Origin of the sequence: Nostoc sp. NMS7 (genome assembly GCF_017115085.1) — a bacterium.
Lineage (GTDB): Bacteria > Cyanobacteriota > Cyanobacteriia > Cyanobacteriales > Nostocaceae > Nostoc.
In genome coordinates, this window is record NZ_JABXKJ010000222.1 from 1 (window position 1) to 18,311 (window position 18,311).

The following is an 18,311-nucleotide window of genomic DNA, read 5'->3' on the forward strand; positions in this document are numbered from 1 at the left end:
ATGTCAATAATTGCAATGCTTTTAGTAATTTTTTAATACAATTTTTAATATCCTTTTGAATTTGTAACTAATAATTTAGCATAACAAGTACTGAAGAACCAAAAAGTTATAGTTCGTTAAAACTGACTTTAGTTATTAGCCCTATGCCCAATATACTCTGCGTCGTGCCACCCAACCGCTTTAGTTAACGTTCAAAGCAATGGTCAACTACCGTGATTCACGGCGACACCCAAAGCAAGGGTTGAGAGATGTCTGTTGAGCTTCAAAACTGTTTAGCAGCACAGACAGAACAGACTGCCCAGCGTTGGAGTTCGCCGGGCGGGGTGGGACATTCACACTGGGGACAAAGGGGTAAGCCATGCGATCGCGATCGCATGATCTTCGTCCAATGTCCAAAAGCAGTATTCACATCCTTAGTGGGTGTAACATCAGGGCGGCTAATTTCATCACCAAGATAACTGGGATGCTCATCGGGCGAAACTGTTTGTTGCTGTTTTCTCTCTACAGATGGATTCTGCCAGCTAGCAGTAGAGAAGCGAATATCAACCAAAGGCGTTGGCAGTTTTTTATTCAACTTTAAAAGCAGAGACGAGCGACCAAAAGTCAGGTTTTGCGCCCAAGCAGCACTAGAAGTTGCTACCCACAAAACATCGCGCTGAATCGACAATGGTTGAGTATGTACCGCAACTACTGGGCCAACAACTTCTGCCCAAAACTTCAGCAGAAGTTGAAATGGTTGCTCTTGCCATTTAGCCTGCTTTTCTAGAACACCTAAAATATCATTAATTGATTTCAATGACATCGTTAAAAGTGGGGAGTGAGGGAGATGGGGGAGATGGGGGAGATGGGGGAGATGGGGGAGAATAACCAATGCCCAATGCCCAATGCCCAGTCTTTATAATTTCCGTTACTATTGTCACAAATATATCTAAAGTTAATTCCAGCAGTCTATGTTTGAGGCACAGAGGCAATGACTCAAAATCCCCTGAACCATTCCGGTACTCAATCCTCTAAAACACCTGGATTGAAACCAGCACTAGCAGCAGCACTAGCAAGTTTAGAGGTGCCGCTAGATCAAGAGTTAACTCGATACCGACGCACGCGAACTGGTTTGGTGTCATCGAACCAGCCTCGTGTTACAAGTTACATGAGCAGTCAAACCCAGCCGTTGACTGGCATTCCGAGAACATCCGACACAACTCAGTCATCAGTAACGGAAATTAAAACTAATGTGCCGCCTGTATCTGTACGTGTGAATCATCAGGCAACCCCAGCGCCAGCTACGGCAAAAATTGATGTGCCACCTGCATCTGTAGCTGTGAATCCTGATATCAACCCAGCGCCAGCTACGGCAAATACTGAGGAACTGAATAATCTCAATGTGCCCTCCATCTCAGATTCTGCTAAAACAGAAACTCCACTACCACCACCCCCGCCCAACCTTACTAGCAGCATCGTGCCAGCAGTCGTTAAAGATACTAAGAGCGAAAATCTCTTGCAGCTAGATGACACTCCTAAGCAGCCAGATGACTATTTAGAATCTAGTGAAGCACTGCTGCGAAGTCTGAAAGAAGAATCACCAGAAACCAAGAAATCAAACAATTATAACGACAGTCTACTATCACCTTTGGGTATCGGCTCTATGTTGCTGCTATTAGTGGCCAGTCTTACCTTGGGTTATGTAGTGTTCAATCCCAAAAGCTTGCCACAATGGAATTTAGGCAAGTTGTTTAACGGTAACTCATCTGCCGCACCAGAAAATACTCAGGAAGTTGGGAATAATCTCGAACCTCAAATCCAGCCACCAAACAGTTCTATACCCAAGTATCCTAATCTAGCTGCCCAAGAGTTTCCTGAGGTGAGAGATCCTAATGATGTAGTTGGCTTACAACCCAAAGTCCAACCAACTCTCGCAGTAGTGCCTAATCCAGTCGTTCCCCAAAATCCCGCAAATCCTCAAGCGGGATTGCCTAGCCCCAAGACAGCCCTAAAACCGACAAATCCGATCGCTTCAGCACCAGTACCGACGGTACAGCCTTTGCCTACCACTTCAACGGCAACAACCTCGCCCACGCCGATCGCAACCTCACCAAAGCTGAATCCAGAAATCAAACCAGCAACAGATGGATTTTATCATGTAGTGATAGACAATAATGGCGCGGCTTTAGCTTCAGTACGGCGAGTAGTTCCCGATGCTTATTTATCAGCCAACAAAGAATTGATTTATCTGGGTGCTTTTAAAACTAAAGCGCAAGTAAAACAACAGATGCAACTGTTACAGGGAAAGGGAATTAACGCACGGGTTCAGCAGCCATGAGTTAGAAAAATTTACGATACCATCAGATAAGAGTTAGGAGTTAGGAGAGACGCGATTAATCGCGTCTGTACAGGAGTTAGGAGTGCTGAGTAGTCAGGGCTATTTTATTCTTGGTATAACCTGCCGGGAAATAAATTTCCTTTTCTTATAAGTCCAAGTCCGTTTTAACTAACATGATATCTTGCACCATTCTCGATTAGTACCATCGCCCGCCCGGAAATAAATTTCTGTTTCTTATACCGAAAGTCCATTGAAATGGATTGAAATCTTTTCTCAGTCATCTAAAGATGACTTTCGCTATTAGCCTAGTAATAAATTACTAGGCGGTTGTCGGAACTGGTGCAAGATTTAAGTTAAAACGGACTCAAAAGCTTATTGATAGTCGGTTTTAACTGAGTTTAGCTGTGAGATGGGGAATTTATTCCCTGGCGGACTAGGGGACAATAAAATAACCCTGGCTGTTTCGTGAATGGAGAGCGGACATGGAATTTATCAAGCGTATCCTGCGGGTGATTCGCGCTAATCTCAATAGTTTGATCGGTGGTGCAGAAGATCCAGAAAAGATTTTGGAGCAAACTGTCCTGGAGATGCAGGAAAATCTAGTGCGGTTGCGGCAGGGGGTTGCTCAAGCGATCGCTACCCAAAAACGCACCGAACGACAGGCGGGGGCGGCTCAGTCTCAAACAGAAGAATGGTATCGCCGCGCCCAATTAGCCCTGCAACAAGGCAACGAACCTCTAGCACGCGAAGCTTTAACTAAGCGCCAAGCTTATAAAGAAACCACTACAGCCCTCTTCTCCCAGATAGAGCAGCAAAACGAGATAGTCGCTAGGCTAAAAAAGGATATGCGATCGCTAGAGTTAAAAATTGGCGAGGCAAAAACTAAAAAAGATATGTATATTGCTCGCGCCCGTTCTGCCGAAGCGTCTTATCGCCTCCAAGAAATGCTCGGCGGAGTTTCTCCTACCAGCAGTCTGAGTGCTTTTGAGCGGATGGAAGAAAAAGTTTTGCAGATAGAAGCTAAATCAGAAGCAATCGCTCAACTCAGTGGCAACGACTTGGAAACACAATTTACTTCTTTGGAATCTACTAATGATGTAGATGAGGAATTGGCAGCGATGAAGGTGCAGGTTTTAAACCAGCCAGAAAACACACAGCACAACAGTCTCCTGACTGAGGAGAACCAGAAGCCAGCGCCGCCTCCCCAACAGCAGTTACCCAAAACTCAGGATTCTTGAAGTTCGGCTAATCACCCCACTTTGGAGATATCTTAACAATTAAGAGTTGTTAGGAGGTACTGATTCAAAGCGGAAAGATTACATTTAAATAGGTAGCTATTAAAAAGTAAAAAAGCTAACTGTCCAACAAAAAGCGTAAACCAGACAAGGAAAAACAAAGTTATGGGATTATTCGATCGCATTAAGCGAGTAGTTAGTTCTAACCTCAACGACCTGGTTAACAAAGCCGAAGACCCAGAAAAAATGCTAGAACAAGCCATCCTGGAAATGCAGGAAGACTTGGTACAGCTGCGTCAGGGAGTAGCCCAGACGATCGCCGCCCAAAAACGCAGTGAAAAACAGTATAATGATGCCCAAAATGAAATCAATAAGTGGCAACGCAATGCCCAACTAGCGCTGCAAAAAGGTGATGAAAATTTAGCACGACAAGCTCTAGAGCGCAAGAAAACTTATACGGACACCAGCGCCGCCCTCAAAGGTAGTTTAGATACACAAAGCACTCAAGTTGAAACCCTGAAGCGCAACTTAATGCAGCTGGAAAGCAAAATTTCTGAGGCTAAGACCAAGAAAGAAATGCTCAGAGCCAGAATCACCACTGCCAAAGCCCAAGAACAACTCCAAGGCATGGTAAGTGGGATGAATACCAGCAGTGCAATGTCTGCCTTCGAGCGGATGGAAGAAAAAGTCTTGATCCAAGAATCCCGCGCCCAGGCGCTAGGAGAGTTAGCAGGTGCAGATTTAGAAACCCAATTTGCCCAGTTGGAAGGTGGTAGCGATGTTGATGATGAATTGGCAGCTTTGAAAGCGCAAATGTTACCACCCGCTACTCCCCAAAATCAACCCAAACTACCACCGCAACAACAAACCCCTGCTCCTAAGTCTAATGAGGTAGTTGATGCCGAGTTGGATTCCTTACGCAAGCAATTGGATCAACTGTAAAATTGACAGAAAACAAATTTTAAGCTAGTCCCACGCCTGTTGGTTGTGGGATTTTACGTCATTAGTCAATAGTCTAATAGTTAACAGTCCTAATAACTAGGAATTATTGATTATGGACTATTGACGACTTTGGGATAAAGTATTGTGTGTGCCAAGTTTGATCGCCACCTGATGGAGACTGCAATGAGTAAGGCTGTAATCACCATAACTGATGCTGAGTTTGAAACCGAAGTGTTAAAAGCCGAGCAGCCTGTATTAGTTTACTTTTGGGCTGACTGGTGTGGGCCTTGTCAATTGATGTCGCCCGCGATCGCTTCAGCTGCTATCGAATATAGCGATCGCCTCAAAGTCGTTAAAATGGAAATTGACCCCAACCCCCTGACTGTTAAGCAGTACCAAGTAGAAGGTGTACCCGCCCTCAGACTATTTCTTGGCCAGGAAGTTTTGATATCCACTGAGGGAGTTATCGGCAAAGATAAATTACTCGCTCTCCTAGATACGCACTTAAATAGTAATTAGTCATTAGTCATTAGTCATTAGTCATTAGCAAATGACTAATGACAAAAGGCAAAGAGAGACACGCAAGGGACGGGGAGAAAGGACAAATGACTAATATACAATTTGCAAAGCGTTTACAGCCCCTGCAATCTAATGTATTTGCTGATATGGACAGAGCGAAAGCAGTCGCTTTGGCAGCTGGACGAGAGGTAATTGATTTGTCGTTGGGGTCTTCTGATTTACCAGCCGAGGCACATATCATTGAGGCGATCGCCCAGTCTCTTCACGATCGCAGTACCCACGGTTATTTGTTGTTTAATGGTACCCTTGGATTTCGCCAAGCCGCAGCCAAGTGGTATGAACAAAAATTTGGCATCAAAGTTGATCCCGAAACTGAAGTACTACCTCTGATTGGTTCTCAAGAAGGTACCGCCCATTTACCTTTAGCAATACTCAATCCCGGAGATTTTGCCCTGTTGCTCGATCCAGGTTATCCCTCTCACGCCGGGGGAGTCTACCTCGCTAGTGGTCAAATCTACCCAATGCCACTCCGGGCAGAAAACGCTTTTTTACCAGTGTTTGCTGATATTCCTGCCCCAGTGTTGGCTCAGTCGCGGATGATGGTATTAAGTTATCCTCATAATCCCACAGCCGCGATCGCACCTTTATCTTTCTTTCAAGAAGCTGTCGCCTTCTGTCAACAACACAATCTCGTCCTAGTTCACGATTTCCCCTACGTAGATTTGGTATTTGGGGAAACTAGAGAGTGGGCAGATTCTTCTGACAATTCAAAATCCCTAGTCCCTTCAATTCTGCAAGCTGATCGTGAGAAAAGCGTCTCGATTGAATTTTTCACCCTTTCCAAGTCCTACAATATGGGCGGCTTCCGCATTGGCTACGCCATCGGTAATGCCCAGTTAATTAACGCCTTACGCCAGGTAAAAGCCGCAGTTGATTTTAATCAATATCGGGGGATTTTGAATGGGGCGATCGCTGCCCTAACTGGTTCTCAATCGGGGGTAAAATCTGCTGTCGCTACCTTCCAGGGGCGGCGTGATGCTTTTATCAGTGCTTTACACCGTATTGGCTGGAACGTTCCCATTCCCCAAGCCACAATGTACATTTGGGCAAAATTGCCCTCAGCTTGGAGTCAAAACTCCATAGAATTTTGTACCCAGCTAGTCAAACAAACTGGTGTAGCCGCTTCCCCAGGTGCGGGTTTTGGCAAATCTGGAGAAGGGTATGTCCGTTTTGCCTTGGTGCATGAGCCACCTTTGTTAGAAACTGCTGTAGAAAGAATTGCCCAGTTCCTTCAATGAATTTCTTCTGCAGCTGAACGCCAAAGATTTTTGGCGGCAAAGTCTACGGATGCAACACGTGGTAGGGGCGCATACTTGTGCATACGTGTCAACTTAACGTATAACCCATGTTCCGCAAGGAACTGAAGTTCCTTGCTCATAGCAAAAGTCATCTGAAGATGACTAAATATCTCTCCAAATCCTTAGTCTACTTCAGTAGACTTGAGCTAAAAGCCAAAGGAATTCATTCCCAGGCGGGTGACAAAGCTATGAGAGAGGCTATTTCAAGCTGAAGTTGACACCAATGAGCTTTTTTTGTGCCCCTACGACAGATGTGGTTCAAATACATGAAAACTCGTCTGGCGTCCCACACTCCGAAAAGTGAGATGTAGGACTTCTGCTGAAAAAGTTAAATCGGCAGGAAAAAATAATTTTTCTTAAAATAGATAAAGATTACCTAATTTGGATTGTGACAATATCTACTGAAATATTACCACTGGTTAAAGAACCAGAACGACTGGAAAACCGTCTAGCCGAAATTCCACCGGAACCGGGGGTTTATTTCATGCGGGACAAGAGCGATCGCATAATATATATAGGTAAATCACGTAAGTTGCGATCGCGTGTCCGTTCCTATTTCCGGGATGGCTACAATAAGAGTGAACGCATCGCCACGATGGTCAAGTTGGTGACAGAAATTGAATTCATCGTCACTGATACTGAAGCCGAAGCACTAGCGCTAGAAGCCAATTTGATCAAGCAGCACCAGCCATACTTTAACGTGCTGCTCAAAGATGATAAAAAATATCCCTATCTCTGCATCACTTGGTCAGAAGATTATCCGCGAATTTTTATTACCCGTAAACGTCAATTTGGCAAAGAAAAGGATAAATTTTATGGGCCTTATACTGATGCTGGTTTATTACGAGAAATTGTCCGCATCTGCAAGCGCATCTTTCCACAGCGACAACGACCTCAACCACTTTTTAAAGACCGTCCTTGCTTAAATTATGATTTAGGGCGTTGTCCGGGTGTCTGTCAACAGATGACTTCACCAGAAGAATATCGCAAAATTGTGCAAAAGATCGCGATGGTCTTCCAAGGTCGAACTCAGGAACTGATGGATATTTTGACCCAACAGATGAATGCAGCCGCTCAGGACTTGAATTTTGAGTCAGCAGCACGAATTCGCGATCAAATTTCTGGATTAAAATCGCTGACAGCTGACCAAAAAGTTTCCTTACCAGATGATACAATTTCGCGGGATGCGATCGCACTGGCAGCCGACGAACAACACGCCTGTATTCAACTATTCCAGATTCGCGCTGGCCAATTGGTAGGACGTTTGGCCTTTGTGGCAGATGCTCACGCGGAACCGGGGGCTATTTTACAACGAGCTTTAGAGGAACATTACCAAACTGCTGACTCAGTGGAAATACCCATAGAGATTTTGGTGCAGCATGATTTACCAGATGGAGAAATATTGGCGGATGTCTTAACTCAACGTAAAGGTAAAAAAGTTACAATTTTAACTCCTTTGCGGCAAACTAAGGCAGAATTAATTGAGATGGTAGAGCGAAATGCTCAGTATGAATTGCAAAGAATGCAGAAATTTGGCGATCGCAATCACCAAGCAATGCAAGATTTAGCCACCATTCTCGATTTACCAGATGTACCGCACCGCATCGAAGGTTATGACATTTCCCATATTCAAGGGTCAAATGCTGTAGCTTCGCAAGTTGTGTTTATCGACGGATTACCCGCCAAGCAGCACTATCGTCACTACAAAATTAAAAATCCCACAGTGACAGCAGGACATTCAGATGATTTTGCCAGTCTTGCTGAAGTTATTGGGCGACGGTTTCGCAAGTATGGGGAAGATCAGCAATTACTACGTTTGGGTAATCCCGATTGGCCTGATTTAATCATGATTGATGGTGGTAAAGGTCAGTTATCATCAGTTGTCGCCATCTTGCAAGAGATGAATTTATTAGAAGACTTGCGAGTTGTGAGTTTAGCAAAGCAACGAGAAGAGATTTTTTTACCGGGAGAATCTCAACCCCTGATAACTGATGCAGAACAACCAGGGGTACAGTTGTTGCGGCGACTGCGGGATGAAGCGCATCGGTTTGCAGTCAGTTTCCATCGTCAGCAGCGCAGTGATAAATTGAAGCGATCGCGTTTAGATGAAATTCCTGGTTTAGGACATCATCGACAAAAGCAGTTACTAGGGCATTTTCGCTCAGTTGATTATATTCGGCAAGCGACACCCACACAACTAGCTGAAGTAGCAGGAATTGGGCCGCGTTTGGCTCAAGAAATTTACGACTATTTTCATCCTGCTTAAAGTGACAACTCCCACTCTCACCTTGAATACTTGTCGTTACCCACATTTACCTCGTTCCCAGTCTCCGACTGGGAACGAGGTTTTAAAATTTATTCCCAGGCTCTATGGCAACGAAGCCCAAGATTGATTTGATGTTAGTAATTATCTCACCAGAATTTACAGCTATTTTCAGGTAAATAGACCATGCGGTAGGGGCACAGCAATGCTCATTGGTGTCAACTTAAGCGAAAAATCGCTTATCTGTTGGCTGACACGCCCGCCTGGAACTAAAGTTCTTTGGCTTTTAGCTAAAGTCTACTCAAGTAGACTAAAGATTTTTCGGATTATTTAGTCATCTTGAGATGACTTGCGCTATTAGCAAGGAACTTCAGTTCCTTGTGGGACATGGGTTTTACGCTAAGTTGACACGCATGAGCTTTTTCTGTGCCCCTACGACAGATGTGGTTCAAATACATGAAAACTGCTGTAATTTCATCAATATTGCCAGCAAATATTAAACGAATTTGCAATTACGTTTTGTAACAGTAATTTTAATTAGGCATCAAACTATGCTCTCTCTCTGTAGATGTATATGAATTAAACCCCCAAACTTTGTTAACTAAATCTTAAGATAAAAATTTTGTTACTAAAGATACAGTAATTTCCGGGTTTTAATTTTTGAATACAAGAACGGCTTTTTTTGTAGCCGTCTGAAATAACTATAAACAAGTCTCTCTCAAGGGATTAATTATAGGGATCAGCAAATCTCTAAGCAGCATTTAATTAAAAAATAATTTATATATCCAAAGTAGGAGGGTAGAATCACCTAATTCTAGAATAATAAATAGAGATATCGAAAAATTTTCAAACCGGAAATTTTGTTTAAAATAATCAACCAAATATTACAGCAGTTTGTGAAGTTGGGTCGAACCAGAATTTTTCCTGGTTTAACTTGTAGCTTTACTAAGTAAAAAATAATTACAATCAGGAGTTTTAAAATGCAGACAGTACAAAAGATTTACTGCCCAAATTGTGGTAGTGATGCAGAGCGTTATTATATTTTTGATAGTCAATTAACTCGCACACAATGCCCAAGTTGTGACTACTTGATGATTAGTTGCACTCGCACAGGGAAAGTCATTGAGGCTTATGCCCCTGGCATTTACGCACACCGCTAGATAATAAAAATTAAAAATTAGAGAAAACATTCTCCAATTTTTAATCATAAAGTTTTTTCTCAGAAATTTGGAACACTTTAAAGGTTGCCCTTTTGTTGCCTGAATTGTAGCTGTTGTCTCTGTTGTTCTAATCTAAATTGTTGCTGTTGTCTAAGTTCTTGATCTTGTCTGAGTTGTTGCTGTTGTAGTCTGAGTTGTTGCTCTTGTGTAAATTGTTGCTGTTGTAGTCTCGTTTCTTCCTGTTGTAGCCTCAGTTGTTGCTGGCGTATCAGCTCTTGCTGTTGTCGTGTAAATTCTTGCTGTTGTAGTAGCTGTTGTTGTTGTAGTTGTGGTTGCTGAAGCTGTAAACGAAGCCATGTTTCCTGAAATTGTTCTTGTGTTTGCTGATTTTGCTGCTCTTGTTGTTGTCTTATTCTTTCTTGAAAAGACTCAGGTTGCTGAGGATTCGTCTGAATTATTTGGGCATAAGCAGGAGAATTGATCGGCAAAGCTTTTGCAAGCACAATCAATAGTAGCCATAATTTAAGCAGTAATGAGCGATTCAACATATAATTATTTGATCAATGGCGTGTGGCAATACACATAAGCGATAAGGCCGCTTCTGGGGAATTAGGATTTATCCCAGAGCAGAATTGAGCGAAGCGATACTTCTTGTCAGATTCACCGTAATTGCCTTGCAATACTTCTGCACCACAGGTATGGTTGTGGGGATAAACCTTGACATTAAAGCCAAGTGGCTCCAGAATTTTGTAGTAGAGCTTCGGCGTTACTCCATCCCCAGGTCGGTGATGAACCTCAGTTGCTAATCCCCAAGTTTGCTCTGCTTCTGAAGTATGACCTCCTCGTTTGATTAGCCGATATAGCCATAAGCGAAAGTTCCATAACCACAAACCTAATCCTTGGAAGTTCCAAGCAGTCAACTGAGGGTCGTGATCTGTGATTAGGATGCCGCCTGGACGCACTAAACGCGCTGCTTCCTCCAACACGACATCCATGTAGTCACAGTGATGGAGTGTAGCATTAAGTACTACAATATCAGCAAAATTAGAAATGAAAGGAAGTTGGTGGGCATCTGCAAGCACTGGTATATAGCCAAGACGTTGAGCCATAGATAATGCTCCATAGCTAATATCTACACCAATTAACAATTGTGGTTTTCCCCCAAGGGTTGCATACAAATTACCCGGACCACAACCAATGTCTACAACAATTTTATGATCCCAACTGCCCGTAGCCGCTTCCCAGCAGGACTTGAACAGTTGATCACGATGACAGTTTTCAAAATAGTTTTTTGCCCATTCTGGATGCCCAAAGTAATAACTATTTGCTTTGATGGCTGGACTGGAAGTAGGAATAGGAAAATTTAGGATATCTTCTTGATCTAAATCGACTTTAAAATCAGCAGCAATATAAGGTTTGAGAACTGAATATGAAGAAGTTGGCATAGCTATTCCTCTATTAATATCCTGTTTCAGTTCACTACATGAGCGAACCCTTAAATTCCTGAACCGAGCAGTATTGCCAGGTATCTGTGAGATCAAAGTAATTAAATTTACTGAGTACAACAGATTTAATTCTTACTCGCTCTTAGTTGTCCGCAAGCAGCATCGGCTTCTAAACCACGGGAATAACGGACACTAACAGCAGTATTTTGCTGCTTGAGGACATTGACAAATGCTTGAATGCGATCGCGGTTAGGGCGTTGATAATCTACCTCTTGAATGGGATTATAGGGAATCAAATTTACATGACTTTGGAATCCTCGCAAGCATTTTGAAAGTTCTAATGCATGTTCTGGTAAATCGTTAACACCAGCAAGGAGAACATATTCAAAAGTCAGGCGGCGACCAGTGATTTCCACATATTCTCGACATTCAGTTAGTAAATCTTCTAGAGGATAGGCGCGGGCGCTGGGGATGAGTTTTTCTCGCAGTGCTTGGTTGGGGGCGTGGAGACTTACAGCCAGAGTGATTTGCAAATGGTTTTGCGCGAACTCACGGATGCGATCGCGAATTCCAACTGTAGAAACTGTAAGCGATCGCTGCCCAATACCGACATCTTGATTCAGGCATTTCAGGGCTGCTAAGACATTCTCAGTATTTAACAACGGTTCACCCAGTCCCATGAACACGACATTGCTAACCCGTTGCTGAAAATCTTCTTGTACAGTCAACACCTGATCAACAATTTCGTGCCGTGCTAGGTTGCGTTTGTAGCCTCCTTTACCAGTAGCGCAGAAATCACACGCCATTGGGCAACCCACCTGAGTAGAGACGCAAACCGTCAAACGGGATTTGGGGCCTTCTCCCCTTTCCGCGAAGGTTGGGATACCAACAGTTTCAATAATTTGTCCGTCTGTTAATCGTAAAAGATATTTTACTGTGCTATCGGGTGCCACAGAGCGGTAATGTAAAATTGAGCGCCCAATGGGAATTTCTGCTAGTTCTGCACGCCAATGCTTGGGGAAGACAGAAATATCAGATAACGATCGCACCCCCTTGTCATAGATCCATTCATGCAGTTGCTTTCCTCTGTAAGCAGGTTGTCCCTGCTGTTGCACCCAAGTAGTTAACTCGGTAACGGTGGCACCTAGTAAGGGAGGGATTAATTCTGATTTTTCTGGGTTGTGCGAGTCAACCTGAGATACAAGAGGCGTAGCAGTCATAAAAAATCAAGAGTTAATGTAGGATCTCTATTTTACCCTGCCAGATTAACTTAGTGTTGAGCAAAGAAGACGGGGAGTTAACCAAAGGTTGCGCCGTTCCAGCCCCACATTGCACCCTTAGCGTCTGCAAATTCTATGTAAATGCGATTTTTCGGCACACCTAGAGTTTGGTTAATCTGCTGGCAAAAGTCCTGACTCATTGCTGCGGTTTGGTCTGGCTTCATCGTGCCAATGCTCTTAATCTCAATGTAGCAAACCGGGTCTGTATTCCCTGCAAAGGTCATGGGTATTTCCGGTTCAAAAGCAGTCATTACATAGGATTCTGGTTTTCCCAAATGTTTCGCTAACTTGGCTGATAGGTTTAAAAGCATTGACTCAATTTCAGCTTTTTCAGGAGCAGATGCAGAAGTTTGCACTTTAATTAATGGCATAGCATCGAAATTAGAATTTATTTACATTGATTAAGTTTATTGAAACACAGAGGTATAGAGTACAAATATTAGGGAAATGGGGAGTTTTTCCAATGCCCAATGCCCCAGCATTTAGGGATGAGATGAGCGAAATAGATGACTATGTTCGGGATGATATAAACGCGATCGCCCTGTTGCTGTCGAGAGTGCTGGACTGATTATATAAAGTGTAGTACGAATTAGTTTTTCTTTATGAGTACAATCTGCCATTTGATTCAGGGGGACAACCCTGATTTTTTCATCAGGCCAGCCGATGCGAAAGCAAATTGCAATCAGGGTTTCGCTTGGATAGTGTTCGAGTAGTTTAGCTTGGGCATTTTCGACGTGACGCGCACTCAGATATAGGCAGAGACTAGCTTGATGTGCCGCCAGAGAGGCTAATTCTTCAGTGGCGGGGACTTCTGTACGTCCACTGATGCGCGTCAAAATAATCGTTTGGACTAAACCGGGTACAGTCAGTTCTATTTTGAGTTTGGCAGCAGCAGCTTGAAAGGCGCTGATCCCAGGTATAACTTCAAAAGGGATATTTGCCTCTCTTAAGAGGTGCATTTGCTCATGGATGGCGCTGTAGAGACTAGGATCACCAGAATGGAGACGGACTAGAGATTTATGCTGCGATCGCACCCTATCGACCATAATTAGCAAAATCTCTTCTAAAGTCTGATTTGCAGTTCTAATTATCTCCGCATCTTCTCGGCAAACTTCTAAAATTTGTTCGGGTACTAAAGAATCAGCAAATAAAATCACATCAGCAGCAGCCAGTAGTTTCTGCGCCTTCACCGTTAACAAATCAGGATCTCCAGGGCCTGCTCCCACAATATACACAGATGGTTCTACAGCATATAGTGTTTTTTTATCCTTCAGGTTTTCTGTATATTCACCTTTAAAAGAACACACGGCAATCCCCCCAAAAATTTTTTTGGCATTTTCTCAGTATCTTTCCGGATTCAGCCTCTTTCCTTAGTAGAGAGTAATGGTAGATGCACCCTGGTTAAGCCCTAGAGAATACTCTGGGGCATTTTTTATTTTTTGAGCATAGGGCATTGGTTATTTATTCTCCTTGTCCCCCTTGTCTCCCTTGTCCCCTCACTCCCCACTCTCCTCATCTCCCTGCTTCCTCATCCCCTCATCTCCCCATTTCCCTTAGGAGTAGGAACTACATCGGGTAAAGGACGTTTAAGTAAGTAAAGCCAAGCTAATCCGACTAATCCCAATAAAATTCCTAGACTACTGACTACTTGTGCCATCCGTAATGGACCTAGCATTAAGCTATCAGTGCGAAAGCCTTCAATCCACAAGCGTCCTAAGCTGTAGGCTGGCCAGTAAACTAGAAACAGCGTGCCTACCTTCAGGCGTGGCTTACCGGATAAAGACCGGAAAAACAAGGTTATTAATAGCGTAAACACCATTAAATCCCACAGAGATTCGTAGAGGAAGGTGGGATGAAAGTAATCGAAACTAGCATATTCTAGAGGACGATGGTCTGGTGGAATATACAGCTTCCAAGGTAAATCAGTAGGGTCGCCAAAAGCCTCAGAATTGAAGAAATTGCCCCAACGTCCGATCGCCTGCCCTAAAATCAGCGAAGGCGCTACTAAATCTGCCAGTTGCCAGAAAGAAACCTGCTTGATTTTAGCAAAGATTAATGCAGCCAAAACGCCACCAAGAATTGCTCCGTGAATGGCAATACCTCCTTCCCAGATAGCGAAGATTTTTCCTGGAGTTGGGGCATATTTTGACCACTCAAAAAAAACGTAATATAGCCGTGCGCCAGGAATCGCCCCAATCAACAACCAAAAGAATAAATCCCCTAGCAACTCAGGATTAACATTACGGCGCTTTGCCAATTCCTGGGAAAGGATGACGCCAATTAACACTGCTGTAGCAATCAACAAGCCATACCAACGGATAGTTATAAACCCTATTTTCACCAGAATCGGTCCTGGAGAAGTAAATTGAAATGCCAAGGGCAAGGTGGAAAAATCCAGTGCCATGAAAAATTACCTAGAAAAGTTCGTTAATTACTCGCGCACTTTGCTAAGTACGGAGTTTCTTGGGTCTCGAATACTGGGAAGTTACGCTTGAATCTAGCACAATGGAATTGTGAAGATGTCGGTAAAAATCCAGTATCCATATTTAGGAGTCTAATTCCTAACGCCTAGTTGAGCATAACTTGTACCACTAAAACAATTGAAGAAAGCATCCTTACCCAGAACGCAAGATGGTAGATTTGAGTAAGTTACACAAAACGGTTTCGATATAATCACCTAAACAACTTGATATATTTAAAATTGTGATTGCTATTTATCCTGGTAGCTTCGACCCCATCACCTTGGGACACCTTGACCTCATCGGGCGCGGTAGTCGCCTATTTGAGCGGGTGATTGTCGCTGTACTACGGAATCCTAACAAAATGCCACTTTTTAGTGTGCAGCAACGCCTAGATCAGATCCGTCATTCTACACAACATCTACCGAATGTAGAAGTAGACAGCTTTGATGGTCTTACCGTCAACTATGCCCAAATGCGACAAGCACAAGTTTTGCTGCGGGGTTTACGGGCTGTGTCAGATTTTGAAGTGGAACTGCAAATGGCTCACACTAATAAAACTCTTTCTACCGAAATAGAAACAGTTTTTCTCGCAACCTCAAATGAGTATAGTTTTTTAAGTAGTAGTGTGGTAAAAGAGATTGCAAGGTTTGGTGGCTCTATCGATCATCTCGTTCCCCCACACATTGCCCTGGATATATACCAATGCTACAATCACAAGTCTCCAATGTTGAACCCAATCTCAACGGAAGCAATCCCCCCCCTAAAGAGTATCTCGATGGAGAGGGAAGCATAGATATTCAGCAGGAACTCAACGGTCTAGAAGAAATGGTTCTCTCTAGTCTCAGGATTCCGCTGACGGGACGCACACTCATAGATGAAGAAAAGTTGCTGGATAAGCTTGATTACATCCGGCTGGCTTTACCATCACTTTTTCAAGAAGCAGCAGTAATTCTGGAACAAAAGGATGAAATTCTGCTGGAAGCGGAAGAGTATGGACAGCAGGTTGTTGAGGCCGCGCAAGCAAAAAGAGCGCAAATTTTAGCTGAAAGCGATATTATTTACCAGGCACAACAAGAAGCTGAACAATTGCGGCGACAAGTGCAACAAGAGTGTGAGGCCATAATGCAAGAAACCCTCACTGAGATTGACCGCAAGCGGTATGCTTGTCAGCAAGAGTTAGAGGAAATGCGACAAACTGCGATCGCACACGCTCAAGAAATTGAAGATGGTGCTGATGTATATGCTGATGGCGTTTTGGGAAATATCGAGCAGGATCTCAAGCAGATGTTGCGAATTATCACCAACGGACGGCAACAATTGCAAATTGATAACCTCACTCAGCGCAATTCACCTCCTGGCAAGAAAAGATAGAGGTTCTAAGGAGAGATGGAGAAAAATTATAGGTTGGGTTTCGCTATTGCTTAACCCAACAATTTTGATTAAGGAAGACTTTTAGGTTTATCGCTCACACGCTATCATCCATCCAACCACACTCACAATCCCAATGCACCCTTGCTGACCAGTCGCGGTCAAAGGATGCGCCACACTCAGGACACTTGAACGCTTGAACGATTATCTGATGATAACTTGCCTAAAAACGGAAATTCAAAGTTCTCTGGTGAGATTGGATTTTGCCCCTGTTTTCGGTACATGCTTACAAACAGCAGACTTGTGTACTGCTGGTCGCGGCTATGGAAGGATTTTGGGCTATTGTACCCTCAAGTCTTGCACCTGAATATACTTCTTTGGTCAGATAATCTATATACTGTGAGCTTCTTTTTCTTTTTCAGCAAGCCCTACTTAACTATCAAAGATATTGTAATTAATGCAGTTTACAGAGATCGGTGATTTTAAAATTGGGAGACATATCAAAACCTCACCGCCAACCCCTCTCCTTGCTAAGGAGAGGGGAGATAAAGCACAGCTTTATTGAGGTTAGATTTTTATCTGTTAGCTTTTGATTGTCTGTCAACACCTGATTACAAAGTATATGTAAAATCTTTTACCAGCATACCGGGAACTAAACTACCTCCAAGTTGACGACTCTCATAAGTTCCGACTTCGGGAATGAATTCTTGAAAAGTCGTTAAATCTACTAAGTTTTCTCCCCAAAAGCGATAGAGACTTTCATCAAAACGTAAGTTTTCAATGGGAGCAATAATTTCTCCCTTTTCTACCCAAAAACAAGCATAACGGGTCATACCTGTGATTCTACCAGTTTGGCGATCGCTCCAATTCAAGTAATGCAAATTCGATACATATAATCCTGTATCTAAACTCGGAAGAATCTGCTCAAATACTAAATTTCCTGGACTCACTTCTGGCGCTCGTAAAGTCTCTGAACCATTAGCACCATTAGAAATTTTTTTATATTCCTTCGCAGTCCGAGAATTCACCAGAGTATTTACTAAATCTCCTTTTTCTATTATTGGTAACTCCAATGCTGCTATTTCTCCCAATTCATTAAATCGCGGTACTAATCCCCGTTGAAAGTTTTCTTTCAAACTAAATGCAGTCGAAAGCTGTTTTTCTTGACGCCATAGAGCAGCTAAAGAACTGTTCCCTTGCTGAATATCAGCTTCGCTCACAGAACCCCAAGAAAGCATCATTAATAAATCTGCAACAGCAGGAGGTGCAAAATAAGTTTTGTATTGTCCCCGTGGTAACTCTTTAGCTGGGCGAGAAAGTAGTTCTAGTTGCTTTTTGGCTTCGCTGATTTTGGCTATATATGCAGATTTATCCCAATTACTCCCTGCAAATGTGCCCTTAACTGCTTGTCCATCGGTGGTAAATAGAGAATAATCTAAGGTAAAAGAATCAGTAGCAAACCAGTGTTTTTGCCCGTTGGAATCACCATAAGCTTTAATGATCAGACCTCCAGCGTATATACCAGTAAAATCCAATTCAGTAACTAGTTCTAGCACATTGGGTACTACTGCTTCCGCCGCCAATAAATTCCCAGAATGTAGTTCTCGACTGCTATTATTTCCTGATGGCAAAACTAGATATGGATCGATAGGTAATACAATAAGTTCCTCACGTAGTTCTTGTAAACCAGTATATGCTAACTGCCAATCTACCTCCCAATTTCCAGTAAAAGGAAACTGTCGAATACTGCTGCGTTGAGCTGCCATCAAAGTTAGTTCGATCCAACCATCAGTAACACAACCAGTTTGTCGTACTTTCGCATGATTGAAACGAGTAAATTGACTTCTTTCACTGCTTAGTCTCACAGTGAATTGTTCATTTTCTGCTTTTTTGATAAGTAGAGTTTCAATCAGTCGATTAAAGCTGATTTCTAGCGCAGATAATTCCTGAATTTGCACTTTT

At 43.1% G+C, this 18,311-nt stretch carries 17 protein-coding genes; 9 read left to right on the plus strand and 8 right to left on the minus strand.

The genetic code is table 11. The features are described from left to right. Nucleotides 1-262: 262 nt before the first annotated feature. Nucleotides 263-802 (minus strand): DciA family protein, encoded by a 540-nt coding sequence (locus tag HWQ38_RS27215; RefSeq protein WP_292799992.1) that lies wholly within the window; start codon nucleotides 800-802, stop codon nucleotides 263-265. Between the two features lie 168 nt (nucleotides 803-970). Here HWQ38_RS27215 and HWQ38_RS27220 point away from each other — a divergent pair, with 168 nt between their 5' ends. The 7 genes from HWQ38_RS27220 to HWQ38_RS27250 all read left to right on the plus strand — a co-directional run bounded on the left by HWQ38_RS27220 (nucleotide 971) and on the right by HWQ38_RS27250 (nucleotide 9,794). Beyond that, nucleotides 971-2,317, plus strand: a complete 1,347-nt coding sequence (locus tag HWQ38_RS27220; protein ID WP_292799995.1) for a hypothetical protein — start codon at nucleotides 971-973, stop codon at nucleotides 2,315-2,317. A gap of 482 nt (nucleotides 2,318-2,799) precedes the next feature. Next, nucleotides 2,800-3,555 (plus strand): PspA/IM30 family protein, encoded by a 756-nt coding sequence (locus tag HWQ38_RS27225; protein WP_292799998.1) that lies wholly within the window; start codon nucleotides 2,800-2,802, stop codon nucleotides 3,553-3,555. Nucleotides 3,556-3,717: 162 nt separating this feature from the next. After that, on the plus strand, nucleotides 3,718-4,494 hold the full coding sequence (locus HWQ38_RS27230; protein WP_292800001.1) for a PspA/IM30 family protein: 777 nt from the start codon (nucleotides 3,718-3,720) through the stop codon (nucleotides 4,492-4,494). A 183-nt stretch (nucleotides 4,495-4,677) separates the two neighbouring features. Continuing rightward, entirely contained in the window at nucleotides 4,678-5,013 is a 336-nt protein-coding gene (locus tag HWQ38_RS27235; RefSeq protein ID WP_292800081.1) for a co-chaperone YbbN, read from the plus strand. 86 nt (nucleotides 5,014-5,099) lie between these two features. Further along, a complete protein-coding gene (locus HWQ38_RS27240; protein ID WP_292800004.1) occupies nucleotides 5,100-6,311 on the plus strand; it encodes an LL-diaminopimelate aminotransferase in 1,212 nt (403 codons plus the stop codon). 448 nt (nucleotides 6,312-6,759) lie between these two features. Then, nucleotides 6,760-8,637 carry an excinuclease ABC subunit UvrC gene (gene uvrC, locus HWQ38_RS27245; protein ID WP_292800007.1) on the plus strand — a complete coding sequence of 626 codons (1,878 nt, stop codon included), beginning with the start codon at nucleotides 6,760-6,762 and terminating at the stop codon, nucleotides 8,635-8,637. Between the two features lie 977 nt (nucleotides 8,638-9,614). Continuing rightward, complete coding sequence (locus tag HWQ38_RS27250; protein WP_292800010.1) at nucleotides 9,615-9,794, plus strand: replication restart DNA helicase PriA; 180 nt, start codon at nucleotides 9,615-9,617, stop codon at nucleotides 9,792-9,794. Nucleotides 9,795-9,871: 77 nt separating this feature from the next. On the opposite strand, the gene HWQ38_RS27255 is transcribed toward HWQ38_RS27250, so the two are convergent. The 6 genes from HWQ38_RS27255 to lgt all read right to left on the minus strand — a co-directional run bounded on the left by HWQ38_RS27255 (nucleotide 9,872) and on the right by lgt (nucleotide 14,923). Beyond that, a complete protein-coding gene (locus HWQ38_RS27255; RefSeq protein WP_292800013.1) occupies nucleotides 9,872-10,342 on the minus strand; it encodes a hypothetical protein in 471 nt (156 codons plus the stop codon). Between the two features lie 12 nt (nucleotides 10,343-10,354). Beyond that, complete coding sequence (locus HWQ38_RS27260) at nucleotides 10,355-11,239, minus strand: class I SAM-dependent methyltransferase (protein WP_292800017.1); 885 nt, start codon at nucleotides 11,237-11,239, stop codon at nucleotides 10,355-10,357. 125 nt (nucleotides 11,240-11,364) lie between these two features. Then, nucleotides 11,365-12,459: a 23S rRNA (adenine(2503)-C(2))-methyltransferase RlmN gene (rlmN, locus tag HWQ38_RS27265; RefSeq protein WP_292800020.1), complete on the minus strand. Its 1,095-nt coding sequence runs from the start codon at nucleotides 12,457-12,459 to the stop codon at nucleotides 11,365-11,367. A 77-nt stretch (nucleotides 12,460-12,536) separates the two neighbouring features. Continuing rightward, complete coding sequence (locus HWQ38_RS27270) at nucleotides 12,537-12,890, minus strand: phenylpyruvate tautomerase MIF-related protein (RefSeq protein ID WP_292800022.1); 354 nt, start codon at nucleotides 12,888-12,890, stop codon at nucleotides 12,537-12,539. Nucleotides 12,891-13,001: 111 nt separating this feature from the next. Further along, nucleotides 13,002-13,826, minus strand: a complete 825-nt coding sequence (gene cobM, locus HWQ38_RS27275) for a precorrin-4 C(11)-methyltransferase (RefSeq protein ID WP_292800025.1) — start codon at nucleotides 13,824-13,826, stop codon at nucleotides 13,002-13,004. Nucleotides 13,827-14,047: 221 nt separating this feature from the next. Next, the gene (gene lgt / locus HWQ38_RS27280; protein ID WP_292800028.1) at nucleotides 14,048-14,923 is read right to left on the minus strand and encodes a prolipoprotein diacylglyceryl transferase; all 876 of its coding nucleotides are present in this window, start codon (nucleotides 14,921-14,923) and stop codon (nucleotides 14,048-14,050) included. A gap of 299 nt (nucleotides 14,924-15,222) precedes the next feature. On the opposite strand from lgt, the gene coaD reads away from it, so the two are divergent. Next, on the plus strand, nucleotides 15,223-15,774 hold the full coding sequence (gene coaD, locus HWQ38_RS27285; RefSeq protein WP_292800030.1) for a pantetheine-phosphate adenylyltransferase: 552 nt from the start codon (nucleotides 15,223-15,225) through the stop codon (nucleotides 15,772-15,774). Next, a complete protein-coding gene (locus tag HWQ38_RS27290) occupies nucleotides 15,684-16,352 on the plus strand; it encodes a DivIVA domain-containing protein (protein WP_292800033.1) in 669 nt (222 codons plus the stop codon). Before coaD ends, HWQ38_RS27290 begins: the two co-directional genes overlap by 91 nt. A 608-nt stretch (nucleotides 16,353-16,960) precedes the next feature. On the opposite strand, the gene HWQ38_RS27295 is transcribed toward HWQ38_RS27290, so the two are convergent. Then, a complete protein-coding gene (locus HWQ38_RS27295; RefSeq protein ID WP_292800084.1) occupies nucleotides 16,961-18,307 on the minus strand; it encodes a TldD/PmbA family protein in 1,347 nt (448 codons plus the stop codon). Between the last annotated feature and the right edge of the window lie 4 nt (nucleotides 18,308-18,311).

Bases quoted from the DNA above. Each gene is read 5' to 3' on its own strand.
- HWQ38_RS27225 (WP_292799998.1), top strand. From the start codon at position 2,800: ATGGAATTTATCAAGCGTATCCTGCGGGTGATTCGCGCTAATCTCAAT.
- HWQ38_RS27270 (WP_292800022.1), bottom strand. From the start codon at position 12,890: ATGCCATTAATTAAAGTGCAAACTTCTGCATCTGCTCCTGAAAAAGCT.
- rlmN (WP_292800020.1), bottom strand. From the start codon at position 12,459: ATGACTGCTACGCCTCTTGTATCTCAGGTTGACTCGCACAACCCAGAA.
- HWQ38_RS27240 (WP_292800004.1), top strand. From the start codon at position 5,100: ATGACTAATATACAATTTGCAAAGCGTTTACAGCCCCTGCAATCTAAT.
- HWQ38_RS27230 (WP_292800001.1), top strand. From the start codon at position 3,718: ATGGGATTATTCGATCGCATTAAGCGAGTAGTTAGTTCTAACCTCAAC.
- HWQ38_RS27220 (WP_292799995.1), top strand. From the start codon at position 971: ATGACTCAAAATCCCCTGAACCATTCCGGTACTCAATCCTCTAAAACA.
- HWQ38_RS27215 (WP_292799992.1), bottom strand. From the start codon at position 802: ATGTCATTGAAATCAATTAATGATATTTTAGGTGTTCTAGAAAAGCAG.
- HWQ38_RS27290 (WP_292800033.1), top strand. From the start codon at position 15,684: ATGCTACAATCACAAGTCTCCAATGTTGAACCCAATCTCAACGGAAGC.
- HWQ38_RS27235 (WP_292800081.1), top strand. From the start codon at position 4,678: ATGAGTAAGGCTGTAATCACCATAACTGATGCTGAGTTTGAAACCGAA.
- HWQ38_RS27255 (WP_292800013.1), bottom strand. From the start codon at position 10,342: ATGTTGAATCGCTCATTACTGCTTAAATTATGGCTACTATTGATTGTG.
- HWQ38_RS27260 (WP_292800017.1), bottom strand. From the start codon at position 11,239: ATGCCAACTTCTTCATATTCAGTTCTCAAACCTTATATTGCTGCTGAT.
- HWQ38_RS27250 (WP_292800010.1), top strand. From the start codon at position 9,615: ATGCAGACAGTACAAAAGATTTACTGCCCAAATTGTGGTAGTGATGCA.
- lgt (WP_292800028.1), bottom strand. From the start codon at position 14,923: ATGGCACTGGATTTTTCCACCTTGCCCTTGGCATTTCAATTTACTTCT.